Annotated in this window: 19 protein-coding genes and 2 pseudogenes; 6 read left to right on the forward strand and 15 right to left on the reverse strand. The window is 63.1% G+C overall.

The genetic code is table 11. The features are described from left to right. Positions 1 to 73 precede the first annotated feature (73 nt). The 12 genes and pseudogenes from XpopCFBP1817_RS11625 to XpopCFBP1817_RS11680 all read right to left on the reverse strand — a co-directional run. A pseudogene (locus XpopCFBP1817_RS11625) lies at positions 74 to 655 on the reverse strand (DHH family phosphoesterase); the annotation flags it as partial. Further along, positions 652 to 1,572: a phosphoglycerate mutase gene (locus XpopCFBP1817_RS11630; protein ID WP_128417248.1), complete on the reverse strand. Its 921-nt coding sequence runs from the start codon at positions 1,570 to 1,572 to the stop codon at positions 652 to 654. The pseudogene XpopCFBP1817_RS11625 and the gene XpopCFBP1817_RS11630, both read right to left, overlap by 4 nt. A gap of 43 nt (positions 1,573 to 1,615) precedes the next feature. Next, positions 1,616 to 2,080, reverse strand: a complete 465-nt coding sequence (gene greA / locus XpopCFBP1817_RS11635; RefSeq protein ID WP_208619607.1) for a transcription elongation factor GreA — start codon at positions 2,078 to 2,080, stop codon at positions 1,616 to 1,618. 8 nt (positions 2,081 to 2,088) lie between these two features. Beyond that, positions 2,089 to 5,331: a carbamoyl-phosphate synthase large subunit gene (gene carB, locus XpopCFBP1817_RS11640; RefSeq protein ID WP_128417250.1), complete on the reverse strand. Its 3,243-nt coding sequence runs from the start codon at positions 5,329 to 5,331 to the stop codon at positions 2,089 to 2,091. A gap of 8 nt (positions 5,332 to 5,339) precedes the next feature. Further along, positions 5,340 to 5,747 carry a PIN domain-containing protein gene (locus XpopCFBP1817_RS11645; protein WP_128417251.1) on the reverse strand — a complete coding sequence of 136 codons (408 nt, stop codon included), beginning with the start codon at positions 5,745 to 5,747 and terminating at the stop codon, positions 5,340 to 5,342. Next, positions 5,744 to 6,892, reverse strand: a complete 1,149-nt coding sequence (locus XpopCFBP1817_RS22960; RefSeq protein WP_244171144.1) for an AAA family ATPase — start codon at positions 6,890 to 6,892, stop codon at positions 5,744 to 5,746. Before XpopCFBP1817_RS22960 ends, XpopCFBP1817_RS11645 begins: the two co-directional genes overlap by 4 nt. Positions 6,893 to 6,961: 69 nt before the next feature. Continuing rightward, a complete protein-coding gene (gene carA / locus XpopCFBP1817_RS11655; protein WP_128417252.1) occupies positions 6,962 to 8,140 on the reverse strand; it encodes a glutamine-hydrolyzing carbamoyl-phosphate synthase small subunit in 1,179 nt (392 codons plus the stop codon). A 239-nt stretch (positions 8,141 to 8,379) separates the two neighbouring features. Continuing rightward, the gene (dapB, locus tag XpopCFBP1817_RS11660) at positions 8,380 to 9,096 is read right to left on the reverse strand and encodes a 4-hydroxy-tetrahydrodipicolinate reductase (RefSeq protein ID WP_128417253.1); all 717 of its coding nucleotides are present in this window, start codon (positions 9,094 to 9,096) and stop codon (positions 8,380 to 8,382) included. 254 nt (positions 9,097 to 9,350) lie between these two features. Further along, positions 9,351 to 9,989, reverse strand: a pseudogene (locus XpopCFBP1817_RS11665) (aminotransferase class I/II-fold pyridoxal phosphate-dependent enzyme); the annotation flags it as partial. Between the two features lie 280 nt (positions 9,990 to 10,269). Further along, a complete protein-coding gene (locus XpopCFBP1817_RS11670; RefSeq protein WP_128417254.1) occupies positions 10,270 to 10,524 on the reverse strand; it encodes a DUF6587 family protein in 255 nt (84 codons plus the stop codon). Between the two features lies 1 nt (position 10,525). Continuing rightward, a complete protein-coding gene (gene feoB / locus XpopCFBP1817_RS11675) occupies positions 10,526 to 12,385 on the reverse strand; it encodes a ferrous iron transporter B (RefSeq protein WP_128417255.1) in 1,860 nt (619 codons plus the stop codon). Further along, positions 12,382 to 12,630: a FeoA family protein gene (locus tag XpopCFBP1817_RS11680; protein WP_128417256.1), complete on the reverse strand. Its 249-nt coding sequence runs from the start codon at positions 12,628 to 12,630 to the stop codon at positions 12,382 to 12,384. The genes feoB and XpopCFBP1817_RS11680 overlap by 4 nt, the downstream gene beginning before the upstream one ends. Positions 12,631 to 12,746: 116 nt before the next feature. Here XpopCFBP1817_RS11680 and XpopCFBP1817_RS11685 point away from each other — a divergent pair, with 116 nt between their 5' ends. The 4 genes from XpopCFBP1817_RS11685 (at position 12,747) to yeiP (ending at position 16,037) form a co-directional block, all read left to right on the forward strand. After that, positions 12,747 to 13,544 carry an enoyl-CoA hydratase-related protein gene (locus XpopCFBP1817_RS11685; RefSeq protein WP_128417267.1) on the forward strand — a complete coding sequence of 266 codons (798 nt, stop codon included), beginning with the start codon at positions 12,747 to 12,749 and terminating at the stop codon, positions 13,542 to 13,544. Then, on the forward strand, positions 13,541 to 14,437 hold the full coding sequence (locus XpopCFBP1817_RS11690) for a hydroxymethylglutaryl-CoA lyase (protein ID WP_128417257.1): 897 nt from the start codon (positions 13,541 to 13,543) through the stop codon (positions 14,435 to 14,437). The genes XpopCFBP1817_RS11685 and XpopCFBP1817_RS11690 overlap by 4 nt, the downstream gene beginning before the upstream one ends. A 139-nt stretch (positions 14,438 to 14,576) precedes the next feature. Beyond that, positions 14,577 to 15,347, forward strand: a complete 771-nt coding sequence (locus tag XpopCFBP1817_RS11695) for an SDR family oxidoreductase (protein ID WP_128417258.1) — start codon at positions 14,577 to 14,579, stop codon at positions 15,345 to 15,347. 123 nt (positions 15,348 to 15,470) lie between these two features. Continuing rightward, positions 15,471 to 16,037, forward strand: coding sequence for an elongation factor P-like protein YeiP (gene yeiP / locus XpopCFBP1817_RS11700; protein WP_128417259.1), 567 nt, complete (start codon positions 15,471 to 15,473; stop codon positions 16,035 to 16,037). Positions 16,038 to 16,405: 368 nt separating this feature from the next. Here yeiP and XpopCFBP1817_RS11710 read toward each other — a convergent pair whose 3' ends face one another. The 3 genes from XpopCFBP1817_RS11710 to XpopCFBP1817_RS11720 are packed head-to-tail and all read right to left on the reverse strand — an operon-like array spanning position 16,406 to position 20,008. Further along, complete coding sequence (locus XpopCFBP1817_RS11710; protein ID WP_128417261.1) at positions 16,406 to 18,265, reverse strand: DUF7844 domain-containing protein; 1,860 nt, start codon at positions 18,263 to 18,265, stop codon at positions 16,406 to 16,408. Further along, on the reverse strand, positions 18,262 to 18,555 hold the full coding sequence (locus tag XpopCFBP1817_RS11715) for a DUF2388 domain-containing protein (RefSeq protein WP_128417262.1): 294 nt from the start codon (positions 18,553 to 18,555) through the stop codon (positions 18,262 to 18,264). The genes XpopCFBP1817_RS11710 and XpopCFBP1817_RS11715 overlap by 4 nt, the downstream gene beginning before the upstream one ends. A gap of 34 nt (positions 18,556 to 18,589) precedes the next feature. Beyond that, positions 18,590 to 20,008, reverse strand: coding sequence for an FAD-binding oxidoreductase (locus XpopCFBP1817_RS11720; protein WP_128417263.1), 1,419 nt, complete (start codon positions 20,006 to 20,008; stop codon positions 18,590 to 18,592). A 208-nt stretch (positions 20,009 to 20,216) separates the two neighbouring features. On the opposite strand from XpopCFBP1817_RS11720, the gene serA reads away from it, so the two are divergent. Next, complete coding sequence (gene serA / locus XpopCFBP1817_RS11725) at positions 20,217 to 21,458, forward strand: phosphoglycerate dehydrogenase (protein WP_128417264.1); 1,242 nt, start codon at positions 20,217 to 20,219, stop codon at positions 21,456 to 21,458. A gap of 299 nt (positions 21,459 to 21,757) precedes the next feature. Further along, positions 21,758 to 23,068 carry a hypothetical protein gene (locus XpopCFBP1817_RS11730; RefSeq protein WP_128417265.1) on the forward strand — a complete coding sequence of 437 codons (1,311 nt, stop codon included), beginning with the start codon at positions 21,758 to 21,760 and terminating at the stop codon, positions 23,066 to 23,068. Positions 23,069 to 23,275: the final 207 nt, after the last annotated feature.

The raw sequence follows: 23,275 nt of genomic DNA on the forward strand, positions 1-23,275 counted from the left end.
ATGCGCGCACTTGTTTCTACACGATCCGGGTGCAACCAGCTGATCTATCTCGGGAAAACGTGGGGAAACCTCAGACCCCGACCCCGGCCAGGGATTTACTCGGAAAGGTATCGTCAGCCAGATTCGGATCGACGATCGCATCGGCCGGCGGCAACACCTCGCCGGGCAAATGGTGATCGGTGACCAGCACTGTCCAGCCACGCGCCTTGGCGGCGGCCACACCGGCATGACAGGCGATGCCGTGATCGACGGTGACCAGCAGATCCGGCTGCAATGCGGAGAGCTCTTCCACCAGCGCAGGCGACAGGCCGTAACCGTGCACCATGCGATTGGGCACCGCGTGATGCACCTCCAGCGCGCCGAGCATGCGCAAACCGCGCACGCCGACTGCGCAGGCAGTAGCGCCATCGCAATCGAAATCGCCCACCACCAGGATGCGTTGCTGGCGTGCGATCGCATCGGCCAGCAGTGCGGCGGCCGCGCCGCTGTTGCGCAGCAACTGCGGCGACAGCAATTGCCCCAGCCGCGGGTGCGCGCCCTGCGTATCGGTGACACCGCGCGCGGCATAGATGCGGCGCAGCAGCGGCAACATGGCATCGGGCCAACTGCCGGCCTGCCCAGGTGGGCGCCGGACAATCTGCGGAGTAGACGTCATTGCGCCAGCTGCAAGCGCGGTTTGCGCAAGAAACGCCAGCGTTGCGCATGCGTCAGCGACACGGTTTCACCGTCCTGAAAATCCAGCACCAACCGATCCAGTTCGCCACGCGCCATCGCCGCCAGCAACGGCGCAACGGCGTCGTCGCTGAATTGCTGCAGCGAACGCAGGTGGCGCAGATCCACCAAAGCATCCACGCGTTGTTCGCCCTGCGCATCGGCGCCGGCCGCCAGCGCCAGCGCACGCAACAGCGACTCGCGGCTGCGCACTTGGCGATGCGGCGAGCTCACCGCATGCGGCAGCACGCCGCCGCCCCAGAACCACAGCGAATTGATCGCCGGTTTGCCGCTGGCCACGCGGCCTTCGTTCCAGGAATGTTGATGCAGCAGCACCTGCGCCTCGGTCAACAACGCGCGCCAGCGACGGCCGATATCGCCAGCGGGAAGATGCTCAAACAAGTCATCGCCGATCGCCAGATCCGGCGGCGCGAACTCCGGCAACTTGGCGTCCGGCGACAACCGCAGATACCAGCGCGATGGCGTTGGCGCATCCAGCAGAAACCCGGCATCGCCGAACATCGGCTTGAGGACCGGCAACAACACCGCCAGATCTTCTGCAGTGGGACCAAGCGCCTCGCCATACCCCATCAACCGGGCGCCCTGCATGTCCGACATCACATAGGCCGGATCGGCACGTACCCAGCTCGCGCCGGCCGCATCGCCGGCATCGAGCTGACGGGTCAGCGCTGCCACCGGCCACTGCGCAGGCGTCAGCGTGAAGTGGCGCTGCAACTGCGCCACTTCGCCGGTTTCCGCACTGTCCTGATCTGCGCGCGCAAGCGCACGCGCCACCGGCGTGTCGCCCAACTCACCGGGCAGACGGCGTGTTTCCGGCAATAGCAGCGTTGCAGTAGTCATCGGTCGGTGGGTTCGATCAAGCCGAGTCGATCAGTGCAGGCAATCAATCGAGATACGCAACGCTGACGACTTCGTACTCGCGCTGGCCGGCCGGCGCATCGATGGTGACCGAATCGCCTTCCAGCTTGCCGATCAACGCACGTGCCAGCGGCGAGGAAATCGCGATCATCCCCAGCTTGATGTCCGCTTCCAGATCGCCAACGATCTGGTAGCGCTTCTCTTCGTCGGTCTCGGTATCGGCCAGCGTCACAGTGGCGCCGAACACGATCTTGTTGCCGGCAGACAGCTTGGTGATGTCGATGATCTCGGCATGAGAGAGCTCGCCTTCCAGCTGCTTGATGCGGCCTTCGATGAAGCTCTGCTGCTCGCGCGCGGCGTGGTATTCGGCGTTTTCTTTCAGATCGCCGTGCGCACGCGCTTCGGCGATCGCACTGATCACCGCCGGGCGCTTGAACGACTTCAAATGGTCCAGCTCTTCGCGCAGACGTTGCGCGCCCTTTGCCGTCATGGGTGCTCTCATGCTTGCAGCTCCTTGTGCAGTTCCTGCAGCGACCACACAGGGCCGGTGCCGCGGAATTCCAGCGAATGCACCAGCGCTTTGGCGCCGGCGACGGTGGTCGAATAGGTCACGCGATGCTGCAGCGCTTCACGTCGGATCGAGAACGAATCGGAGATGGCGGCGCGACCTTCGGTGGTGTTGACGATATACACAATCTCGCCGTTCTTGATCGAATCGACGATATGCGGGCGCCCTTCGGCGACCTTGTTGACGATCTCGCAGGTCAGCCCGTTTTGCTGCAGCCAGGCGCCGGTGCCACGCGTGGCAACCAGCGTATAGCCACGCTGCACCAGCGCCTGCGCCACCGGCAACACGCGTTTTTTGTCCGGATCGCGCACCGACACGAATGCCTTGCCCACCGGAGGCGCCTTGATGCCGCCGGCTTCCTGCGCACGCGCAAACGCGGCGCCAAAGCTGCGGCCCACACCCATCACTTCACCGGTGGAACGCATCTCCGGCCCGAGGATCGGATCGACGCCCTGGAACTTGGCGAACGGGAAAATCGCTTCCTTCACCGAGTAGTAATCCGGCACGATTTCCTTGGTGGCGCCCTGCTCGGCCAGCGTCTTGCCGGCCATGCAGCATGCGGCGATCTTGGCCAGCGGCATGCCGGTGGCCTTGGACACGAACGGCACGGTACGCGAGGCACGCGGGTTCACTTCCAGCAAAAACACCACATCGTCGCCGGCCTCATCGACCTGCACCGCGAACTGGGTGTTCATCAGGCCGACCACGTTCAAGCCTTCGGCCAGCATCACCACCTGACGGCGCAGCTCGGACTGGGTCTTGGGCGAGAGCGAATACGGCGGCAGCGAGCAGGACGAATCGCCCGAATGCACACCGGCTTCTTCGATATGTTCCATCAAACCGCCGATCAGCACGTTGCCGTCCTTGTCGGCAATGATGTCCACGTCCACTTCCACCGCGTTGTCGAGAAAGCGGTCCAGCAGCACCGGCGAATCGTTGGAGACTTTGACCGCATCGCGCACATAGCGCGCTAGATCGGATTCACCGTAAACAATCTCCATCGCGCGGCCACCGAGCACATAGCTCGGACGCACCACCAGCGGGTAGCCGATTTCGCGCGCCAGCACCAGGGCCTCTTCGGCATTGCGGGCGATGCGGTTCGGCGGCTGCTTCAGGCCCAGCTTGTCGACCAGCTGCTGGAAACGCTCGCGGTCTTCTGCCAGATCGATCGAATCCGGCGAGGTACCGATCACCGGCACGCCGTTGGCTTCCAGCGCGCGTGCCAGCTTCAGCGGGGTCTGGCCACCGTACTGCACGATCACGCCCTTGGGTTTTTCAAGCTCGACGATTTCCAGCACGTCTTCCAGCGTCAGCGGCTCGAAATAGAGACGGTCGGAGGTGTCGTAATCGGTGGACACGGTCTCCGGATTGCAATTGACCATGATGGTTTCGTAACCGTCAGCGCGCAGCGCCAGTGCCGCATGCACGCAGCAGTAATCGAACTCGATGCCCTGGCCGATACGGTTGGGGCCACCGCCCAGGATCATGATCTTGTCGCGATCAGTCGGCAGCGCCTCGCATTCGTCCTCGTAGTTCGAATACAGGTACGCGGTGCTGGTGGCGAATTCGGCCGCGCACGAATCCACGCGCTTGTAGACCGGGCGTACCTTGAGCGCGCGACGCAGCGTGCGCACCGATTCTTCGTTGGTGCCGGTCAACTGGGCCAGACGCGCATCGGAAAAACCGGCGCGCTTGAGCGTGCGCAGACGCGGCGCATCCAGTGAGGCCAGACCGTCGTCGGCCAGCTGCTGCTCATGGCTGATCAGTTCTTCGATCTGATCCAGGAACCACGGGTCGATAAACGACAACGCGTAGATATCGGCCACGCGCATGCCGGCGCGGAAGGCATCGGCGACATAGAACAGGCGCTCCGGCCCCGGGGCCTTGAGCTCGCGTTTGAGCGCGGCGATGTCGTCTTCGCTGCTCAGATCCAGGCCGGTCGGGTCCAGCCCGATCTTGCCGGTTTCCAGGCCACGCAGCGCTTTCTGCAACGATTCCTGGAAGGTGCGGCCCATCGCCATCACCTCGCCCACCGACTTCATCTGGGTGGTCAGGCGCGCATCGGCCTGCGGGAATTTTTCGAAGGCAAAGCGCGGAATCTTGGTGACCACGTAGTCGATCGACGGCTCGAACGAGGCCGGGGTCAAGCCACCGGTGATCTCGTTCTTCAATTCGTCCAGCGTGTAACCCACCGCCAGCTTGGCGGCGACCTTGGCGATCGGAAAGCCGGTGGCCTTGGAGGCCAGCGCCGACGAACGCGACACGCGCGGATTCATTTCGATCACCACCACGCGGCCGTCGGTCGGGCTGATGCCGAACTGCACGTTGGAGCCGCCGGTGTCCACACCGATCTTGCGCAGCACCGCGATCGAGGCATCGCGCAGGCGCTGATATTCCTTGTCGGTGAGCGTCTGTGCCGGCGCCACGGTAATCGAGTCGCCGGTGTGCACGCCCATCGGGTCGAGGTTTTCGATCGCGCAGACGATGATGCAGTTGTCCGCCGTGTCGCGGACCACTTCCATCTCGAATTCTTTCCAGCCCAGCACCGACTCTTCCACCAGCACTTCGGTGGTCGGCGACAACTCCAGGCCACGGCCGACGATGTCGATCAGCTCTTCGCGGTTGTAGGCGATGCCGCCGCCGCTGCCGCCCAGTGTGAAGCTGGGGCGGATGATGGTGGGGTAGCCGACGCGGGTCTGGATATCCAGCGCTTGTTCCAGCGTGTGCGCCACTTCGGCCCTGGGGCAGTCCAGACCGATCTCGCCCATCGCCACGCGAAACAGCTCGCGGTCTTCGGCCATGCGAATGGCGTCGCGCTTGGCGCCGATCAGCTCGACGTTGTACTTCTCCAGCACGCCGTGGTCGGCCAGATCCAGCGCGCAGTTCAGCGCGGTCTGCCCGCCCATGGTCGGCAGCAGGGCGTCGGGCTTTTCCTTGGCGATGATCTTCTCGACCGTCTGCCAGTTGATCGGCTCGATATACACCGCGTCGGCCATGTCCGGGTCGGTCATGATCGTGGCCGGATTGCTGTTGACCAGCACCACGCGATAGCCCTCGTCGCGCAGCGCCTTGCACGCCTGCGCGCCGGAGTAATCGAACTCGCAGGCCTGGCCGATGACGATCGGGCCGGCGCCGATGATGAGGATGGTCTTGAGATCGCTGCGCTTTGGCATTTTCTTCTTCAGGCCTTCATAAGTTTTTGAATAGTCTCGATATCCTCATCCTTGCTGAGCATCTCGAGTTCATTGATTTCCGCGCAGACGCAGTGGAATACGTCGAACTTGCGCTTATCCAGCTTTACATTGGTCTGGCGGGCTTTACGGAACACTTCCGCAGCACGTATGGCCTCTTGGCCCCGTACCTCGAACTCCTTCATGTCGTTGAGGATGGCGTTCACCGCCTCGACATCCGCCTCGTCCATACCGCGAAGCACTTCGTATCGAATCAGCGGGGAGATTGCGATTCTCACCTCTGGATCGGCGACCAGCGCATCGAACGTCGACAGCGAAGCTTCGTGAGCCGCGTTGCCCTCCTCCCCGTCCAGTGCGCCGATCAGCAGGTTGGCATCCAGTAGTACCAGACGGGTCATGCTTGCTCCCCACCCTGGCGATCGCGGCGCTGCCTGATCAGATCCAGCAATGCACGTTTGGTGGCGGACTGGTCTTCGCTAGCGAGCGCATCGCGCTTGAGTGCATTGAGATCGACCCCAAAGGTCTCTTCAAGCACATCCGCAAATGCCTTCATGTTGGGCGAGTCGATCACAGACGACCTGACCACTCCGTCTGCCGCGTCGCGTTCGAGCAGATAGGCCTCTCCCTGCTCCAGCTGGGTCAACACCAGCGGCGAATGGGTGCTGATGAAAAACTGGGTGTTCGGGAACAGCGCCTTCAAATGTCTGACGATACTGACCTGCCAACCAACGTGGAGATGACTTTCGATTTCATCGATCAGCACCACGCCTGGCTGGTTTTGGAGATCCTTGGAATTGCTGAAACCGGCATACCCGGAGATGATCGCTTGAAACAGCTTCACCACCGAGGCAAAACCCGAACTGAGCTCCCCCAGCTCTATCATCTGGCCTTCAACGCTCAGATAAACGCGCTGCGAGCCGTCGATCTGCAGGCGCTCGGCATCAACGCGCTGATCGATGCGATGCAACAGCTTCAACACCGACTCGATCTCGTTACGCAGATTGTCCTTTTCGACCTGAAAAGGATTGACCGACTGCGCGCGCTGTATGAACCACACGCGGATGTCCGCATCCATGCCGACAGAGCGCAAGGAGCCGCTTTCGCACTCCTGTAACAACACTTCAAAATGCTGAGACTTACGTTCCTCAAAGTTTCCCAGTGCTGCAATAGATGTGGGCTGACGTCCCACCGACGACCGCCCACCCGCTCCGATGTAAACCAAGGGACGCAAGTGATGCACCTCCTGTGAGGCAACAATCCTTACTTGTATAAACTGCTGCGAAGGCTTATCAAGAAGGTACTGCACATCGTCGATAAGGACCTTGGATGCGGGCACGCATTTCTCTGAATGGACTCCCCGATCACCCTTGACCCGCAAGAACTCCTCATTGGTGAATAGCAATACACCATAGATGGCCTCTAACGATTTGGTCTTTCCAACGCCGTTGACACCAAAAAGCACGCGCGCCCGGCTGGAGGCGTCGAACCGCAGCTCTACCTTGCCAACTCCCTTCAAACTTTCGATGTCGATGCAATCAAGCATTGGGATCTCCATTGGGGCCGACTGTATGCCATGCAGTCATCAGAGCGAGCATGTGGCCCGGGACGGGGTTCAAGCTTTCGCTTCAGCCATCAACTCCACAAACCGATCGAACAGCGGCCCCACATCGCGCGGGCCCGGCGAGGCTTCCGGGTGGCCCTGGAACGAGAACGCCGGTGCGTCGGTCAGCGCGATGCCTTGATTGGTGCCATCGAACAGCGAGCGATGGGTCACCCGCACATTGGCCGGCAGCGTACTTTCGTCGACCGCGAAACCATGGTTCTGCGAGGTGATCATCACCCGCCCGCTGTCCAGATCCTGCACCGGATGGTTGGCACCGTGGTGGCCGGTGGTCATCTTGACTGTCTTGGCACCGGCGGCCAGCGCCAGCAACTGATGGCCCAGGCAGATACCAAAGGTCGGCACCTTATTGGCGATCAATTCCTGAATCGCGCTGATGGCGTAATCGCATGGCTCCGGGTCGCCCGGGCCATTGGACAGAAACACGCCGTCCGGCTGCATCGCCAGCACCTCGGTCACCGGCGTGCGTGCCGGCACCACAGTCACGTCGCAACCACGATCGGCCAGCATGCGCAGGATAGTGAGCTTGACGCCGTAGTCGTAAGCGACAACTTTGAATGCGAGTCCCTCGCCAGAGTCCGCACTTCCATGTGCGGACTTTCCAACATTCAACGCACCTAGGCCAAGAAAGGTGTCGGAGTTCAAATCCAGCGAGCCTTCCTGCCAGTTGTAGCTAGTCTCGGTGGAAACCACCTTGGCCAAGTCCATGCCTTTCAGACCAGGGAAGCTGCGCGCGGCTTCCAGCGCTTTGTCGAAGTCGATATCGCCGGCCATCAACGCGCCGTTCTGGGCGCCCTTCTGCCGCAGCAGGCGGGTCAGCTTGCGGGTGTCGATGCCGGAAATAGCCACCACACCGCGGGCCTGCAGCCATTGTGGCAAGGCCACCTGGCTACGCCAACTGCTGGGGCGACGCGGCACATCGCGCACGATCAGGCCGGCGGCCCAGATCTTGTTGGCCTCGTCGTCCTGATCGGTAAAGCCGGTGTTGCCGATATGCGGATAGGTCAGCGTGACCATCTGTCGGGCGTAGGAGGGATCGGTCAGGACTTCCTGATAGCCGGTCATGGCGGTGTTGAACACCACTTCGCCGACGGAAAGCCCGTTGGCGCCTACGGATTCGCCCTCGAACACGGTGCCGTCTTCGAGGACAAGGATTGCGGGTTGGGTCACGTGGGGTCTCGCTCTGGCTGCCTGGGACTCCGATGCGCTTCCGGCCAAATTCCGGTTGCAGCAAAGCGCGGACGCGGTGCTGAGGACCGGTCCGACGCTGGTTCGGGCAAGCGAGAATTGTAAAGGCAAGTGCCCCGGCATGCCAGCCTGAAGAGCACCCAATGCCGCAGTGACATCGCAGCGGCAAGGTGAATGCGCTGCTACAGCGGCCCGCCACTCATGCGCGGTTGCGCGCCGCGTTACAGCACCAGGTCGCGTACCCGATAGCTGCCAGCCGGCTTGCCGATCAGGCGCTTGGCCGCATGCAGGGCACCGCGCGCGAAGATGTCGCGATTGCTGGCGCGGTGAATCAATTCCAGCCGCTCGCCCATCCCGGTGAACTGCACCGTGTGCTCGCCGACGATATCGCCGGCACGCAGGCTGGCATAGCGCGGCTGCGCGCCGCTGCCAGTGGCCGCTTCGCCTAGCGTCAATGCGGTACCGGATGGCGCGTCCTGCTTATGCACGTGATGCGCCTCGACGATGTCGCAATCCCACCCCGGCAGGCTGCCGGCGGCACGCTCCACCAGTTCGGTGAGCACCGCAACGCCAAGACTGAAATTGGACGCCCACACCAACGGGATCTGGCGCGCGGCATCCAGCAACGCGGCGCGTTGCGCGTCATCCAATCCGGTCGTACCGGACACCAGCGGTTTGCCGCGCTGCGCGCACAACGCCAGGATCGGCGCGAAGCCCTGCGGCAGGCTGAAGTCGATCGCCACATCGAATGCCGGCGCACCGCCGAGTTCGCTGGCGGCGAAATACGGCACGCCTTCCACAACGCGTTGCGAAGGCGAACGCCCCACCACCGCACCAACGACGTGCAAGCCCTCGTCTTCGGCAGCCAAGCGCAGCAATGCCTTGCCCATCCGCCCGGAGGCACCGTGGATCAGAACTTTCACAGGAGACGTTGTCATGGCGGCAGGCTAGTTAGGCAGTGTGGGCTACACAAGATAGCTGGGATTTGGGATTTGGGATTTGGGATTTGGGATTTGGGAATCGCAAACGCAGCGAGCAGTGCCGGGCGCTTTGGTGTGCTGCGCGGTGTATTGGCCGTGCCGGTCTGTTGGCTGCGCGGTTGCTTAATCGCGACGTCAGTCGCCAATGCTGTCCAGGCATCCGACTTTATTTCCGGGCTGCGCACTTCGAGCGCACTACGGTTACCGGGACGGCTGACATTGCGCGCGACCGCACGTGCCAACAGCGCGGTGCCATTCCGGGAGGCAAGCTCACCCACAGGAACATGCCGCCTTCAGCGCGATTCCATTGCACCTGGTGCGGGAAATGCCGATCCAATGCCTCCAGCATCAAGCTGCACTGACGCGCATACAGCACGCGAATTCTGTGAAAGTTGGGGGTCGAGAACATCGTCCTGCAGCGTCTGGTAAACCAGGCGCTTGGTAAACGACAGCGTGTGCGGATCGGCAGCCTGTTTGGCCTGGATCAGCTTGCCCAACACCGCTTCCGGCGCGACCACGTAGCCCAGGCGCAATCCGGGCGCGAGCACCTTGGAAAACGAGCACATATAGATCACGCCTTCCGGATGCAGCGACAGCAGGCTCGGCAACGGCTGGCCGCTGTCATACAGCTCGCCGTGCGGGTCGTCTTCCACGGTCGGCACGCCCGCTTCGGCAGCGCGTGCGACCAAGGCCTGACGCCGCGCCAAGGGCGGGCCGCGTCCGGCGGGGTTCTGGAAGTTCGGCAGGCAATACAGAAAGCGCGCATCGGCCAATATGGCAGGATCCAGTGCATCCACCACCACGCCGTCGTCGTCTGATGGCATGCCAACACACGCCGGCTGGAACAACGAACTGGTCAGGGCCTGCGCACGTCGGGAGATCTGGAAGAAGGTCGTCCTGTGTCAAGCATAGCGAACGCGTGTGGCCGAGGCGCTGTGCAGTGCAGCGTGCATGGAGTACGTGGCAAGTGGCAGATATTGTGCGAACGCTATCGGCAACGGTTGGATCGAGCCAGGCCGGTCTGAGGGCGCACACCAGCATCCGAACCGGCCAGACATTGACCTCGTGCGCGTCACGACAGGCGGCGGTGTCACGCGCCTTTCCTACTTGTAAATCAGAGCGCTAGGCGCGTCAGTGGCTACGCGGCGGCGTGGGCCCGCAACTGTCGCAGCCACCGCAGGCCGCCGCGCTCTGCGTCGCCGGAGGTGCCACGCGACGCCCCAGCGATTGCATCCATGCAGGTCGCCCATCGCGTAATAGACCGAGCGCCAACGCGCCGCGCAGACGCCGCAAAACGCCGGGGCACTGCTTCTTCAACACGACCCCCAGGCTCAGCAGCACGGCGAATGCGATGACCACGTATTGCAACGTGAGCGAGAGATCCACCTCAGCCAGCTCCGAGCAGCACGGCCACTTGGTAGGTCACCAGCGAGGCCAAGTAGGCCAGCGCGAACAGGTAGACCGCACTGATGGTCATTTGCTTCCACGAATTAGTTTCGCGCTTGATGGTTGCCAATGTGGAAATGCACATCGGCGCGTAGATGTACCAGACCAGCAGCGACAGCGCGGTGGCCAGCGACCAGCCATCGCTGATCAGCGGCGACAAGGCTTGCGCGGCGGCATCGTCGGCGGCGGCCGACAGCGCATACACCGTCGCCAGCGATGCCACCGCCACTTCGCGCGCGGCCAAACCCGGAATCAGCGCGATGCAGATCTGCCAGTTGAAGCCCAGCGGTGCGAACAAGGTCGACATCGCATGCCCGATGCGGCCAGCAAAGCTGTAGTCGATCGCCGGCAAGGTCGCATTGGCAGGCGCTTCCGGAAACGACAGCAGAAACCACAGCAACACGGTCAACGCCAGAATGATGCCGCCGACGCGCTTGAGAAAGATCACCGCACGTTCCCACAAGCCCAGCACCAGATCGCGCAATTGCGGCACGCGGTAGGACGGCAGCTCCAGCATCAACGGATGCTCGCTCTTGTCGCGGCGCCACTTCTTCATCGTCCACGACACCAACAAGGCACTGACAATCGCCGCCGCATACAGCGCGAACAGGATCAGCCCCTGCTGATTGAAAATGCCCCACACGGTCTTCTGCGGAATGAAGGCGCCGATCAACAACGCGTAGACCGGCAGCCGCGCCGAACAGGTCATCAACGGCGCCACCATGATGGTGGCGAGCCGGTCGCGCGGATCCTGGATGCTGCGCGTTGACATGATGCCCGGCACCGCACACGCAAAACTCGACAGCAAGGGAATGAACGAGCGCCCGGACAATCCGGCCGCGGCCATCATGCGATCCAGCAAAAACGCCGCGCGCGGCAGATAACCGGATTCTTCCAGCGCCAGGATGAAGGCGAACAGGATCAGGATCTGCGGCAGAAAGATGATCACCCCGCCCAGGCCGGCGATGATGCCGTCCTTGAGCAGACTGTTGAGCGGGCCTTCCGGCAGCGTGGCACCGACCCACTCGCCCAGCTCCGAAGTGCCGCCGTCGATCAGGTCCATCATCGGCGTAGCCCAGGCATACACCGCCTGGAAGATCAGGAACATCACCACCGCCAGCGTCAACAGACCCCAGATCGGATGCAGCAACCAGCGGTCCAGCGCCTCGTCCACGCGCGAGGTGCGGGTCGGCATCGTCACCGCCGCACTCAGGATCTGACGCACCTGAGCGTGGTAGTTACCGTCGGCCGGCGGCGTCGCGGTCGGCGCAACCAGGCGCGCGGCCTGCGCATCGATGCGCTCGACCAGAGCCTTGGCGCCGCCACGCCGCACCGCCACCGTTTCGACCACCGGCACACCGAGCGCCTGTTCCAGCGCCGGAAGATCGATGACGATGCCGCGGCGCTGCGCGGCGTCAACCATGTTCAAGGCCACGATCATCGGCCGGCCCAGCTCACGCAGTTCCAGCGCAAAGCGCAGATGCAGGCGCAGGTTGGTCGCATCCATCACGCAGACCAATACGTCTGGCGCCGGTTCGCCGGGATAGACACCACGGCACAGATCGCGGGTGATCGCTTCGTCCAGGCTGGCCGGTTGCAGGCTGTAGGCGCCGGGCAGATCCAGCACCGCGAAGTCGCGCCCCGACGGCGCACGGAAATGCCCTTCCTTACGCTCGACGGTGACGCCGGTGTAATTGGCCACCTTCTGCCGGCTGCCGGTCAGCTGATTGAACAGCGCGGTCTTGCCACTGTTGGGGTTGCCGACCAAGGCCAGGCGCAGCGGAACGCTTGCCGCATTCATGCCTGTGCTCCTTCGATGCGCACCTGCACGCGCGCGGCCTCGCTGCGACGCAATGCAAAACGTGTGTAGCCGACCTGCACCAGCAAGGGCTCGCGCCCAACCGGCCCGGTGGCCAGCACCGTCACTTCCTCGCCAGCGACAAAGCCCAGTTCGCGCAGGCGCCGGGCGATGGTGTCGTTGGGCTGACGATCCTCTACCGAGTCCACGATGGCAGCGCGATGCAACGGCATGTCGGACAACGTCACAAAGACGGCCTGATTGTTAGGAACGGTTCTCAATTCTAGCATCGACACACCGCGTCATGGCCCGGGCGGGCTGAGCAACTATGATGGTTCGCATCCCATTCATGGACGTCTACGCAATGCAGAACACCGGCTTGATCGTGGAGGACCAGGGGGCGGTCCGCACCATGCGACTGAACCGCCCGGCGGTGCACAACGCTTTCGACGCGACCTTGATTGCCGCGCTTACCGAGGCGGTGCAGCAGGCCGGCCAGGCGAAGCAGATCCGGGTGGTCGTGATCACCGGTGCCGGCGGCGCGTTCTCCGCAGGCGCCGACCTGAATTGGATGCGCGGCATGGCCAGCGCGAGCGAGGCGGAGAACGCTGACGATGCCCTCGCACTCGCCCGCTTGATGCGCACGCTCGACGAACTGCCCAAGCCGACCATCGCGCGTGTCAATGGCGCGGCCTTCGGCGGCGGCGTGGGCCTGGTGGCGTGCTGCGATATTGCCATCGGCTGCACCGAGGCGCGCTTCGGTCTGACCGAAAGCAAGCTCGGCCTGCTGCCGGCGGTCATTTCGCCGTACGTGATTGCAGCCATCGGCGGGCGCCAGGCGCGGCGCTGGTTCGCCACAGCCGAGATCTTCGATGCAGGCACCGCGCAGTTACTTGGGCTGTTGCATCAACTGGTCGCCGCCGACCAATTGGACATCGCGGTAGAGCGACAGATCCGCTTGCTGCTGTCCGCCGCCCCGCTGGCGGCCGCCAGTGCCAAATCCCTGGTGCGTTCGGTGTTGCCGCCTGCCGACCGCGATGCCATCGATGCGGCCAACGCCGCGTGGATCGCGCGCTTGCGTGTTTCGCCCGAGGGCCAGGAAGGATTGAGCGCCTTTCTCGACAAGCGCGCGCCGGCCTGGGTGCCGGAGGACTTGGCATGAGCGAGTTCGTGCGCATTTTCGAAGTCGGCCCGCGCGATGGCCTACAGAACGAAGCGCAGCCGATCGCGACCGCCGACAAGATCGCGTTGATCGATAGCCTCTCGGCGACAGGTCTGCGCAGCATCGAAGCGACCAGCTTCGTCAGCCCGCGCTGGGTACCGCAACTGGCCGATGCGGCCGAGGTCTTTGCCGGCATCACGCAAGCGCCGGGGATTACCTATCCGGTGCTGGTGCCTAATTTGCAGGGCTACGTGCGGGCACGCGCGGCCGGTGTGCAGGAAGTGGCGGTGTTCACTGCAGCGTCGGAGGCGTTCAATCGCACCAACACCAATGCCGGCATCGACGCATCGATCGAGCGGTTTCGCCCGATCCTGGAACAGGCCGCACTCGACGGCGTGCGCGTGCGCGGCTATGTCTCCACCGTGCTGGGTTGCCCGTATCAGGGCGAAGTGCCGGTGGCCGACGTGGTGGATGTCGCGCAACGGTTGTATGCGCTTGGCTGCTATGAAATTTCGCTGGGCGACACGATTGGCGTCGGCACGCCGGTCAAGGCGCGCCAGATGCTGGCCGCAGTGGCGCAGGAAGTACCGATGCAGGCATTGGCCGTGCATTTTCACGACACCTATGGCCAGGCGCTGGCCAATATCGCCGCCTGTCTGGAACAAGGTGTGCGCGTGGTCGATTCGGCGGTGTCCGGCGCGGGCGGTTGCCCTTATGCAAAGGGCGCCAGCGGCAATGTTGCCAGCGAAGATGTGGTCTATCTGCTGCACGGATTGGGCATGCCCACCGGCATCGATCTGGCTGCCCTCGCCCGCACCGGCCGCTGGCTGGCGCAACTGCTCGGTCGCGAGACCGGCAGTAAGGTCGGCAAGGCGTTGGCGACGGCTGGCTGAGGCGTTAACGCAACAGCTCGCCCCACTACTCACCCAGACAGCTTTCCCCAAGATGATCGCCTGGACGCTTCGGCTAGAATTGACGACCGCTTTGCCGCCAGCCTTTACTGGCATCCAACGTTTCCTGGGGGACCACCGCATGCAGCCAGCTTCTGTCCTTGCCATCGTCACCGGCGGCGTTTCCGGCCTGGGCCTGGCCGTGGCGCAGCGCATCGTTGCCGATGGCGGCAGGGTTGCGCTGTTCGATGTCAATGCCGACAAGGCTGATGCCGCACTCGAACTGCTGGGCGATGGCAACGCGCATTACTTCGCTACCGATGTCACCGAAGAGGCGCAGGTTGCCGCCAACGTGGCGCAAGCTGCGCAGGCGCTTGGCGGGCTCAACCTAGCGGTGAATTGCGCCGGCATTCTGGGTTCGGGCCGCGTGCTGGGCAAGGACGCACCGATGCCGCTGGCGACCTTCCGCACCACCGTGCTGGTCAACCTGGTCGGCAGCTTCAATGTCGCCAAGGCAGCGGCCGACGTGATGCAGCACAACGCGGTAGGCGATGACGGCGAGCGCGGTGTGATTGTCAACACGGCCTCTGTCGCCGCCTACGAGGGCCAGATCGGCCAGGCTGGGTATGCCGCGAGCAAGGGCGGCGTGGTTGGCATGACCTTGCCGATGGCACGCGAACTGGCGCGCTTCGGCATCCGCGTCATGACCATCGCACCCGGCGTGTTCTGGACCCCGATGGTGGACGGCATGCCCGAAGCGGTGCAGCAATCGCTGGCGGCTTCGATCCCGTTCCCCTCGCGCCTGGGTCAACCCGACGAATACGCCGACACCGTCGCCTTCATCCTGCGCAACCGCTATCTCAACGGCGAAGTGATTCGCCTGGACGGCGGCGTACGATTGGCGCCCAAGTAGCGGGGAATGGTGAGTCGGGATTGGGGATTGGTGACAGCAATTGCTGCCCTGCCCGCCCGCTCCAGTGCTGCTTCTGCCAATCCCTAATCCCTAATCCCAAATCACCAATCCCTGACTTAATCCATGAAAGCTAACGACATCAAGAAAGGCAACGTCGTCGAATACAACGGCGGCATTTACCAGATCCGCGACATCGAGCGCAGCTCGCCGCAGGGCCGCGGCGGCAATGTGCGCTTCCGCTTCATCATGTACAGCGTGCCGGGCGGTGTGAAAACCGATGCCAGCTTCGACGCCGACGACAACCTGCCGGAAGTGGAACTGCTGCGTCGTCTGTCCACGTTTTCGTATAAGGACGGCGAGGCGTTCGTATTCATGGACGACGAGGATTTCACGCCGTACACGTTGGACGCGGATGTGATCGGCACCGATGCCGGCTACATCACCGATGGGCTGACCGGCATCTACGTGCAGGTGATCGACGACCAGCCGGTGGCCGTGCAATTGCCGCAGACGGTGACGCTGGAAGTGATCCAAACCCCGCCCGAGCTTAAGGGCGGCACCGCAACCAAGCGCCCCAAGCCTGCCAAGCTCGACACCGGCCTGGAAATCATGGTGCCCGAGTACATCACCAACGGTGAGCGCGTGCTGGTCAACACCACCACCGGCGAATTCGCGGGCCGCGCCGACTGATGCGCAAGCTGGTCGTTGTCTTGACGCTTGGGCTGTTAACCGCCTGCACGGCGCAACCAGCTCCGGCACCGACATCCGCAACGACGCCCGCGCCGGTGGCATGTACCGATCCCGTCGTCGAGGACGAGTGGCTGCGACATCCGGCAGGCACGCGCCAGTGGCGCGTAAGCCGTGCCTTCTCGCCCCGACGGGAGAGGGGCTCTCAGCGCCAGTCATGTCCTGTTCATGAGCCGCGATGCTGCGCAGCTATCAGAACCCGCATTGCGACGTGCACGAGCAGCTAGCCGGAGAGCGCGGTTCTTCTTCTCATAGCGACTCACAAGTCACCACGTCCCCGCACCGCTCACCTATCCTGGCAGTCCGGTTCGCTATTGCGTCTGCAGCGGTATGCCCATATCCGCCTGCACTTTGTCGGCGGCCGCATCGCCGCGCGCCAGCACACGCAGTCGCGCGCGCAGGCGCTCCACATTCGCCTCGCCCTGCTCCAATCCGGTGCGCACGTCGGCCGGGAGTTGCTGCCGACCCAGCGCTTGCAGTTGTTTCCAACCACCGACCAGCACGCTACTTTCTTGCACCACACGTGCAGTCAGTTGCTGCTGTTCGTCTGCCTGCGGCAATCCGTAACCGGACGTACCCAGCAGCGTGGCCGGATGACTGAGCTGCGCCTGCCGCGCGAACAACGCCTGCAGCTGACCGTGCACGACATCACGCCCGGCAACACCGGGTTGCAGCAGGCGCTTGAGCGCATCGCGCGCCAGAAATTCCTGCCGTCGCAACGCGGCTTGCTCCAGCAGCAAGGCCGCTGCCGTCTCGCGCAAACCGCCGTGATCGAACCATTGCGCACGTGCATCCGGTCGCGCATCCAACCATTGCTCAACGCTCACCTGCGGTACCAGCATGCCGCGCCGGATCACCTCGAACATGGTCTGGTAATGCGCCGCTGCCGATTCGAAGTAATAGCCTTGGCGAATCGCTTGCGCACGGTCGTCCAGCACCTGCATGTCGGCAATGCCAGCGCGTTGCAGCTGCTGGCGTACACCGCGCGGGGTAATCGACGACAACCCGGCTGCAGCCAACCGTGGCACGCCGTCGTGCAGCAGTTTGTAGGTTTCCACCGCACAGTTGTTGCCGATGAAGTAATAGCGCCCGTCGTAGCTCCAATGCACTTGCGCCACGCGTGCGAGTAGCGCGGCGATGTCGTCGCGCGTCAACTTCAACGGCACCGACGACAAGGCGCGCAGCTCGACCTTGGTGTATTCGTCGAGGACCTGATTCAACGGCAGCACGAACAGCCACGATGGATAGGAACCGGTCAGCCCGCGCCAGCTGGAAATCTGCACATCGCCGACAAACGCGCGGAACGACAGCACGCGGTGATACTGCAGATCCATGCGGCAATCGGTGCCGGGTGCACGGCCAGGCGCGCAGATGACCAGCCGCAACATGCTGTGGCCCCAGCGACTCATCGGCTGCTCGTTGCCCTCGGCAAGTAGATAATCCACCGCATACACGCGCGCTGGATCCAGCGTCAGCAGCGACATCGCACCGGCATCGCTATCGGCCTGCAAGTACGACAGCGTCGTCTGGCATGCGACCACCGCGCGTGGCGCGCCAAGCCGCTCGCTGAACCAGGCAGACAGCGCTGGGCGCCGGCACCGATAGTCGGCATCCAGCACGTAATGCTCAAGATTGACCGCCACGAATTCGGCCGGGCTGCGACGTTCGTAATCGTCCGGGCTGCGATCGCTGAATTGATTGTCGCCACGCCCGATCCGCCAGGGACGCACCTGCCAACCGGCCAGATCGCGCAGACGCGGGGCGCGCGACAACCCGCCTTGCGGGCCGCGATCGAGCACATGCGCCAGTTCGTGCAACAGGGCCGCCATCGCCGCGCGGGTTGCCGGTGCGTTGATATCCGCCTGCGCAGTCGCCGATTGCGCGCTCCACGAATGCAGCAACGCGCGATCAAGCAGAACGCGATGGCCGATCGCACGACCATGCACGTGCGCTGGTAGATCCGTCCGCCATTGCAGCTGGATCGGTGCGCTGATGCGCTGCGTCCACCCTGGCGGCAGATGCTGGGTCACCTGCTCCACTAATGCATGCGTGGCGTCGATCTGCGCCGGACTAAGACCAGACGGAGCGACTTCAACATGCAATTCTGCCTGCGCCGCCGGTGCGATCACTGCGGCCAGCCACAGCCACCCGCACCAGCGGCGCAAACTCACTGGGCCAGGATGGACTGAGCCAGTTGCAGGTCGCTGGACAGCCGCTCCGCATCGTTGCGGCTACGCAGCTGCAGCAGCGCCGCTTCCAGACGCGCGCCACGGATGGCGCCATCGCTGGCGACGAATCCGGCCGCGTCTTCGCGTGCATCGGCGACAACTTTGTCATCGCCCGAGCTGCTGCTGTCGGACGAACCGGCCGAAGAGGCACCCGCCGAGGTACCGGCCAGGCTGGTTGCGAACGCTGCCAGCGGCAGCAGCGTCAAAGCGCAAAACACGAGAGAGCGCATCATCGGCGTATCGATTCCATGTGAAGGCGTTGAGAGACTAACCGGCGCGCGTTGTGCCGGACACCCCGTCCATCTCGAACAGCTTGCCGGGATTCAGCAAAAGATGAGGATCGAGCACATGTTTGATCCCGCGCATCAAAGCGATTTCCGTCGCAGAGCGCGTGCTCCACAAGTACGCTTTCTTGACCAGACCGATGCCATGCTCGGCAGAAATGCTGCCTTCGAAACGCTGCAAGGCCTGCGCCAGCAGCTTGGTCACGTGATCGCAGGCGGCAACGAAATCGGCTTGCGTCGTGTCCTCTGGCTTGAGCACATTGATGTGCAGATTGCCGTCGCCGATATGGCCGAACCACACCACATCGAAGTGCGGATACGCGTCGTGCAGCAATGCCTGCGTTTCGGCTAGAAACGCAGGCATTGCCGAGATGCGCACCGACACATCGTTTTTGTAGGGCGTGTAGCGCGCCAACGCTTCGGTGATGCCTTCGCGCAAGCGCCACAGTTGCGCAGCCTGCGCATCGCTCTGGCTGATCACGCCATCGCTGACCCAGCCCTGCTCCATGCCGGTTTCGAACGCGGCCATCGCGGCGGCTTCCTGCACCTGATCGCCGGCGGCGAATTCGGTGACCACGTAATACGGATGGACATCCGAAAATGGCGCCTGCGCGCCGTGCGCCAGCACGTGTTCCAGCGCGCGATCGGTGAAGAATTCGAAGGCTTCCAGGCGCAGCTGCGCGCGGAAGGCGGCGAACACCTGCATCAACACCTCGAAGGACGGCAGCGCCAGTAGCATCACGTTGCTGGGCGGCGGCAGGTCGGTGAGTCGTAGCGTCGCTTCGACCACAATGCCGAGCGTGCCTTCGGAGCCGATCATCAGATGGCGGAAATCGTAGCCGCTGGAATTTTTCACCAACGCGTGATTGAGGTCGAGCACTTCGCCGGCACCAGTGACCACTTTCAAACCGGCCACCCATTCGCGGGTATTGCCGTAGCGGATCACCCGGATGCCGCCAGCATTGGTGGCGATATTGCCGCCGATCGAGCACGAACCGCGCGCTGCGAAATCCACCGGATAGATCAAGCCATGTTCGCGCGCGGCGTTGTGCACCGCTTCCAGCGGCATGCCGGCCTGCACGGTGAGCGTGCGATCCACCGCGTTGAAATCCAGCGGCTTGTTCAAGCGCTCCAGGCTCAGCACCAGCTCGCCATTGGCCGCCACCGCGCCGCCGGACAAACCGGTGCGCCCGCCCGATGGCACCACCGCCACACCTTGCGCATTTGCCCAGCGCACCACGGCTTGCACTTCGTCCACCGAACCGGGCAAGGCGATCGCAAGAGGGTTCGGCGTCCAGCGCCGCGTCCAGTCGCGGCCGTAATGCTCCAGGTCGGCCGGCTCGGTCTTCAAACGCAACGCGGGCACGGCCTGTTGCAACGAAAGGATGCGGGGATCGGTCATGGCATGCGGCGCTACGGTAGGAACCGCACAGCGTGCCAGTGTGCGACGGCCTCGTCCAGCTGCATTACGTGGTGCCCAAACGTCGTTTGATTCAGGTGAAACCGTTGCCCCGCAAGGGCTTTGCCAGCGCAAACACTGCGTTGCGACCGCCAAATCCGTCACCCCATCTGGCATAGTTTCCGACCCGATTGCCGCAGTACGCCCCCCCATGTCGCCGAAGAGAACCTCGTTTCCCAAGCAGGACATCCGCGTCCTGTTGCTGGAAGGCATCAGCCAGACCGCCGTGGATGTGCTGCGCGCCGCCGGTTATTCGCAGATCGAACTGCACGCCAAGTCGTTGCCGGAAGACGAACTCACCGCGCGCATCGCCGAGGCGCACATCGTCGGCATCCGCTCGCGCACGCAGTTGAGTGCCGAGGTGCTGGCGCATGCCAAGCGGCTGATCGCGGTGGGTTGTTTCTGCATCGGGACCAATCAAGTTGATCTGGATGCGGCCGAACTGGCCGGCATTCCTGTCTTCAACGCGCCCTATTCCAACACCCGCAGCGTGGCCGAACTGGTCATCGCCGAGGCGATTTTGCTGATGCGCGGCATTCCCCAGAAGAATGCGCAATGCCATCGCGGCGGGTGGTCGAAGTCGGCCGCTGGCAGCCATGAAACGCGTGGCAAGGTGCTGGGCATTGTCGGTTACGGGCATATCGGCACCCAGGTCGGCGTGCTGGCCGAATCGTTAGGCATGCAGGTGATCTTCCACGACATTGAAACCAAGTTGTCGCTCGGCAACGCGCGTGCGGCGATCAATCTGGACGACCTGCTGGCGCGCTCAGACGTGGTGACGTTGCACGTGCCTGAAACGCCGTCGACCAAGGACATGATCGGCGCTGCCGAAATTGCGCGCATGAAGCACGGCTCCCATCTGATCAACGCTTCGCGCGGCACGGTCATCGACATCGACGCGCTGGACGCAGCGCTGACCTCCGGCCAGATCGGGGGCGCGGCAGTGGACGTGTTCCCGATCGAGCCCAAGGGCAACGGCGATGCGTTCGAGTCGCCATTGATTGCGCACGACAACGTGATTCTGACCCCGCACGTGGGCGGCAGCACACTGGAAGCGCAGGACAATATCGGTGTCGAAGTGGCCGCCAAACTGGTGCGCTACAGCGACAACGGCAGCACTTTGTCGGCAGTGAACTTCCCCGAGGTCACCCTGCCCGAGCACCCCGACAGCCTGCGCTTGCTGCACATCCACCGCAACGTGCCGGGCGTGCTGTCCAAGATCAACGAGCTGTTCTCGCGCCACAACGTCAACATCGACGGCCAGTTCCTGCGCACCGACGCCAAGGTGGGTTACGTGGTGATCGATGTCAGCGCCAGTGAAGCGCAGGCCACTGCGCTGAAGGAAGGGCTGGCCCAGATCCAGGGCACCTTGCGCACGCGCATCCTGTATTGAGGGGGTGTGGATATCGCCTGCCGATATCCGCACCGTTTTTCTGGTACTACGTCCGCTTTCCACGGCGTAGGAACGTTCTCGCGAGGCAGCGCAGCAGGCGTGTGCTGTCTCTGACCTCTCAATCCAGCATCGTGCACATCGTCTCGGCATTGCGCGGACAACCAGAGCGACGCCGCGCAGCGTCCGATACCTGGCATCGGGCACAAGTTCCGATCGCATCCAGTGCTGATGTCCGCGCAAGGCAGCGTTCGCAGCGTCCCCCTCTCTCAAGCAGCCGCTTTCCTGTAGGGACGATACGGATGAGGAACAAGTTTCATAGCGCGTGGTCTTCGCCGAAGGGCACCAGACACATCGAGCAGATCGTTTTTTTCATCACGCTAGCGTGGCTGCACAGCACGTATGCGCAGGCCAGCGTCTTGGAGCTTGGCTCTCGCTTTGCTCTACCGACGGCATGCATGGCAACACGGCCCACGACGGCAGGCCGCTTCATTTCTTTCAACGCCGGCCCTTGGAAGAGACTGGCAACGGCCGACGCCGTCACGATCGGCGATGGACAACACGTCTCCATTGCCGTGTGCAACGAGCGCAATGCCAGCGTGGACAATGCCCGCATGACAGCCTCGCTGTTGCCTTTGCTGGTGCATGGCATAGGACGGTCCGCCGACGTCCGGCTGCTGGTGCGGCACAGTGGCAACCTCCGCGTCTCAGGCCTGCTCGACATCACTGACAACACCGCTGTGCAAACGCCGATGAGTCTGGTGACAGGACCGGTGGGCAAGAATGCGTATATCCGGATAGCGATTGAAGATTCAGCGAACATCCTGCTCTATGAGCCTGGCGCTGAAGTCCGCATCGGCCGTACCGGCCCAATGCCGCCGAGCCGGAGTTCAATCATGGACATACGCGCTTCCGATCCCTCGGTCACCCCTGCCATCGCCATCGAACTGCGCCGGAGCGCAAACGTTCTAGGCGGTCAAGGTACGCTGAAGATCGATCGAGCATATTTGCCGTATGCGTCGCTTGTCTCGTCAATGCGAAACGGCACGGTCGGTGTGCATCTCGACCAGGCCGCTAATGTCGAGGCAGACAGGATCGAGATAAGACAAGGCGCGTTGTTGAGCAGCATCGTGGAGACGCAATCTCTGGAGCGAGCCACTGTTCGCGTGACCATGCGCCAGAGCGGTAACCTTCATGCACACCAGGCGCTGGTCATCGATCATGCAGAACTGATCGATGAACCGGTCGACGCCAAGCGCATTCGCAATAGCAAGGTCAAGGTCAAGGTCAGGCTGCGCGATTCCGGAAACGTCCGGGTCGAAGGCTGCGTGCGTATCGACGAGGGAGAATTGGTCGATGAAACCCTGGACGCACCGCATATCGGCAAGAGCAAGATTGCTCTGGATCTACAGAATGTTGCCAACGTGACCGCACAGACGCTGACGATCCGGCAAGGCGAACTGATTGACGAGATGATCGATAGCGACGACATCGACGCGTCCAGCATCCGGCTGCGGGCACGGCATATCGGTAATGTCGCGCTGAGCGGTGATCGAGCGGCTGCCACGCGTTCGCAGCCAATATCCGATTCCATCGATCACTGCACACCCTAAAGCTCGCGCTTGGGGCGCATCATTCCTGAAGCGATACGCTGGCGGTGCCACAGGAACCTCTTGTCAGCTCAACCCGACGAGGTGCGCGCCATCCACTTCCGCGCCATTCGCCGCAACGAGGGATCCAGCTCCTGAGGTATCCCCACGTTTTTCAGCCCATGACCATCTGGTTGTAGACGTGTTCGGGCAGTGTGCGTAATCGCTCCA

This window comes from Xanthomonas populi (assembly GCF_002940065.1).
GTDB lineage: Bacteria > Pseudomonadota > Gammaproteobacteria > Xanthomonadales > Xanthomonadaceae > Xanthomonas > Xanthomonas populi.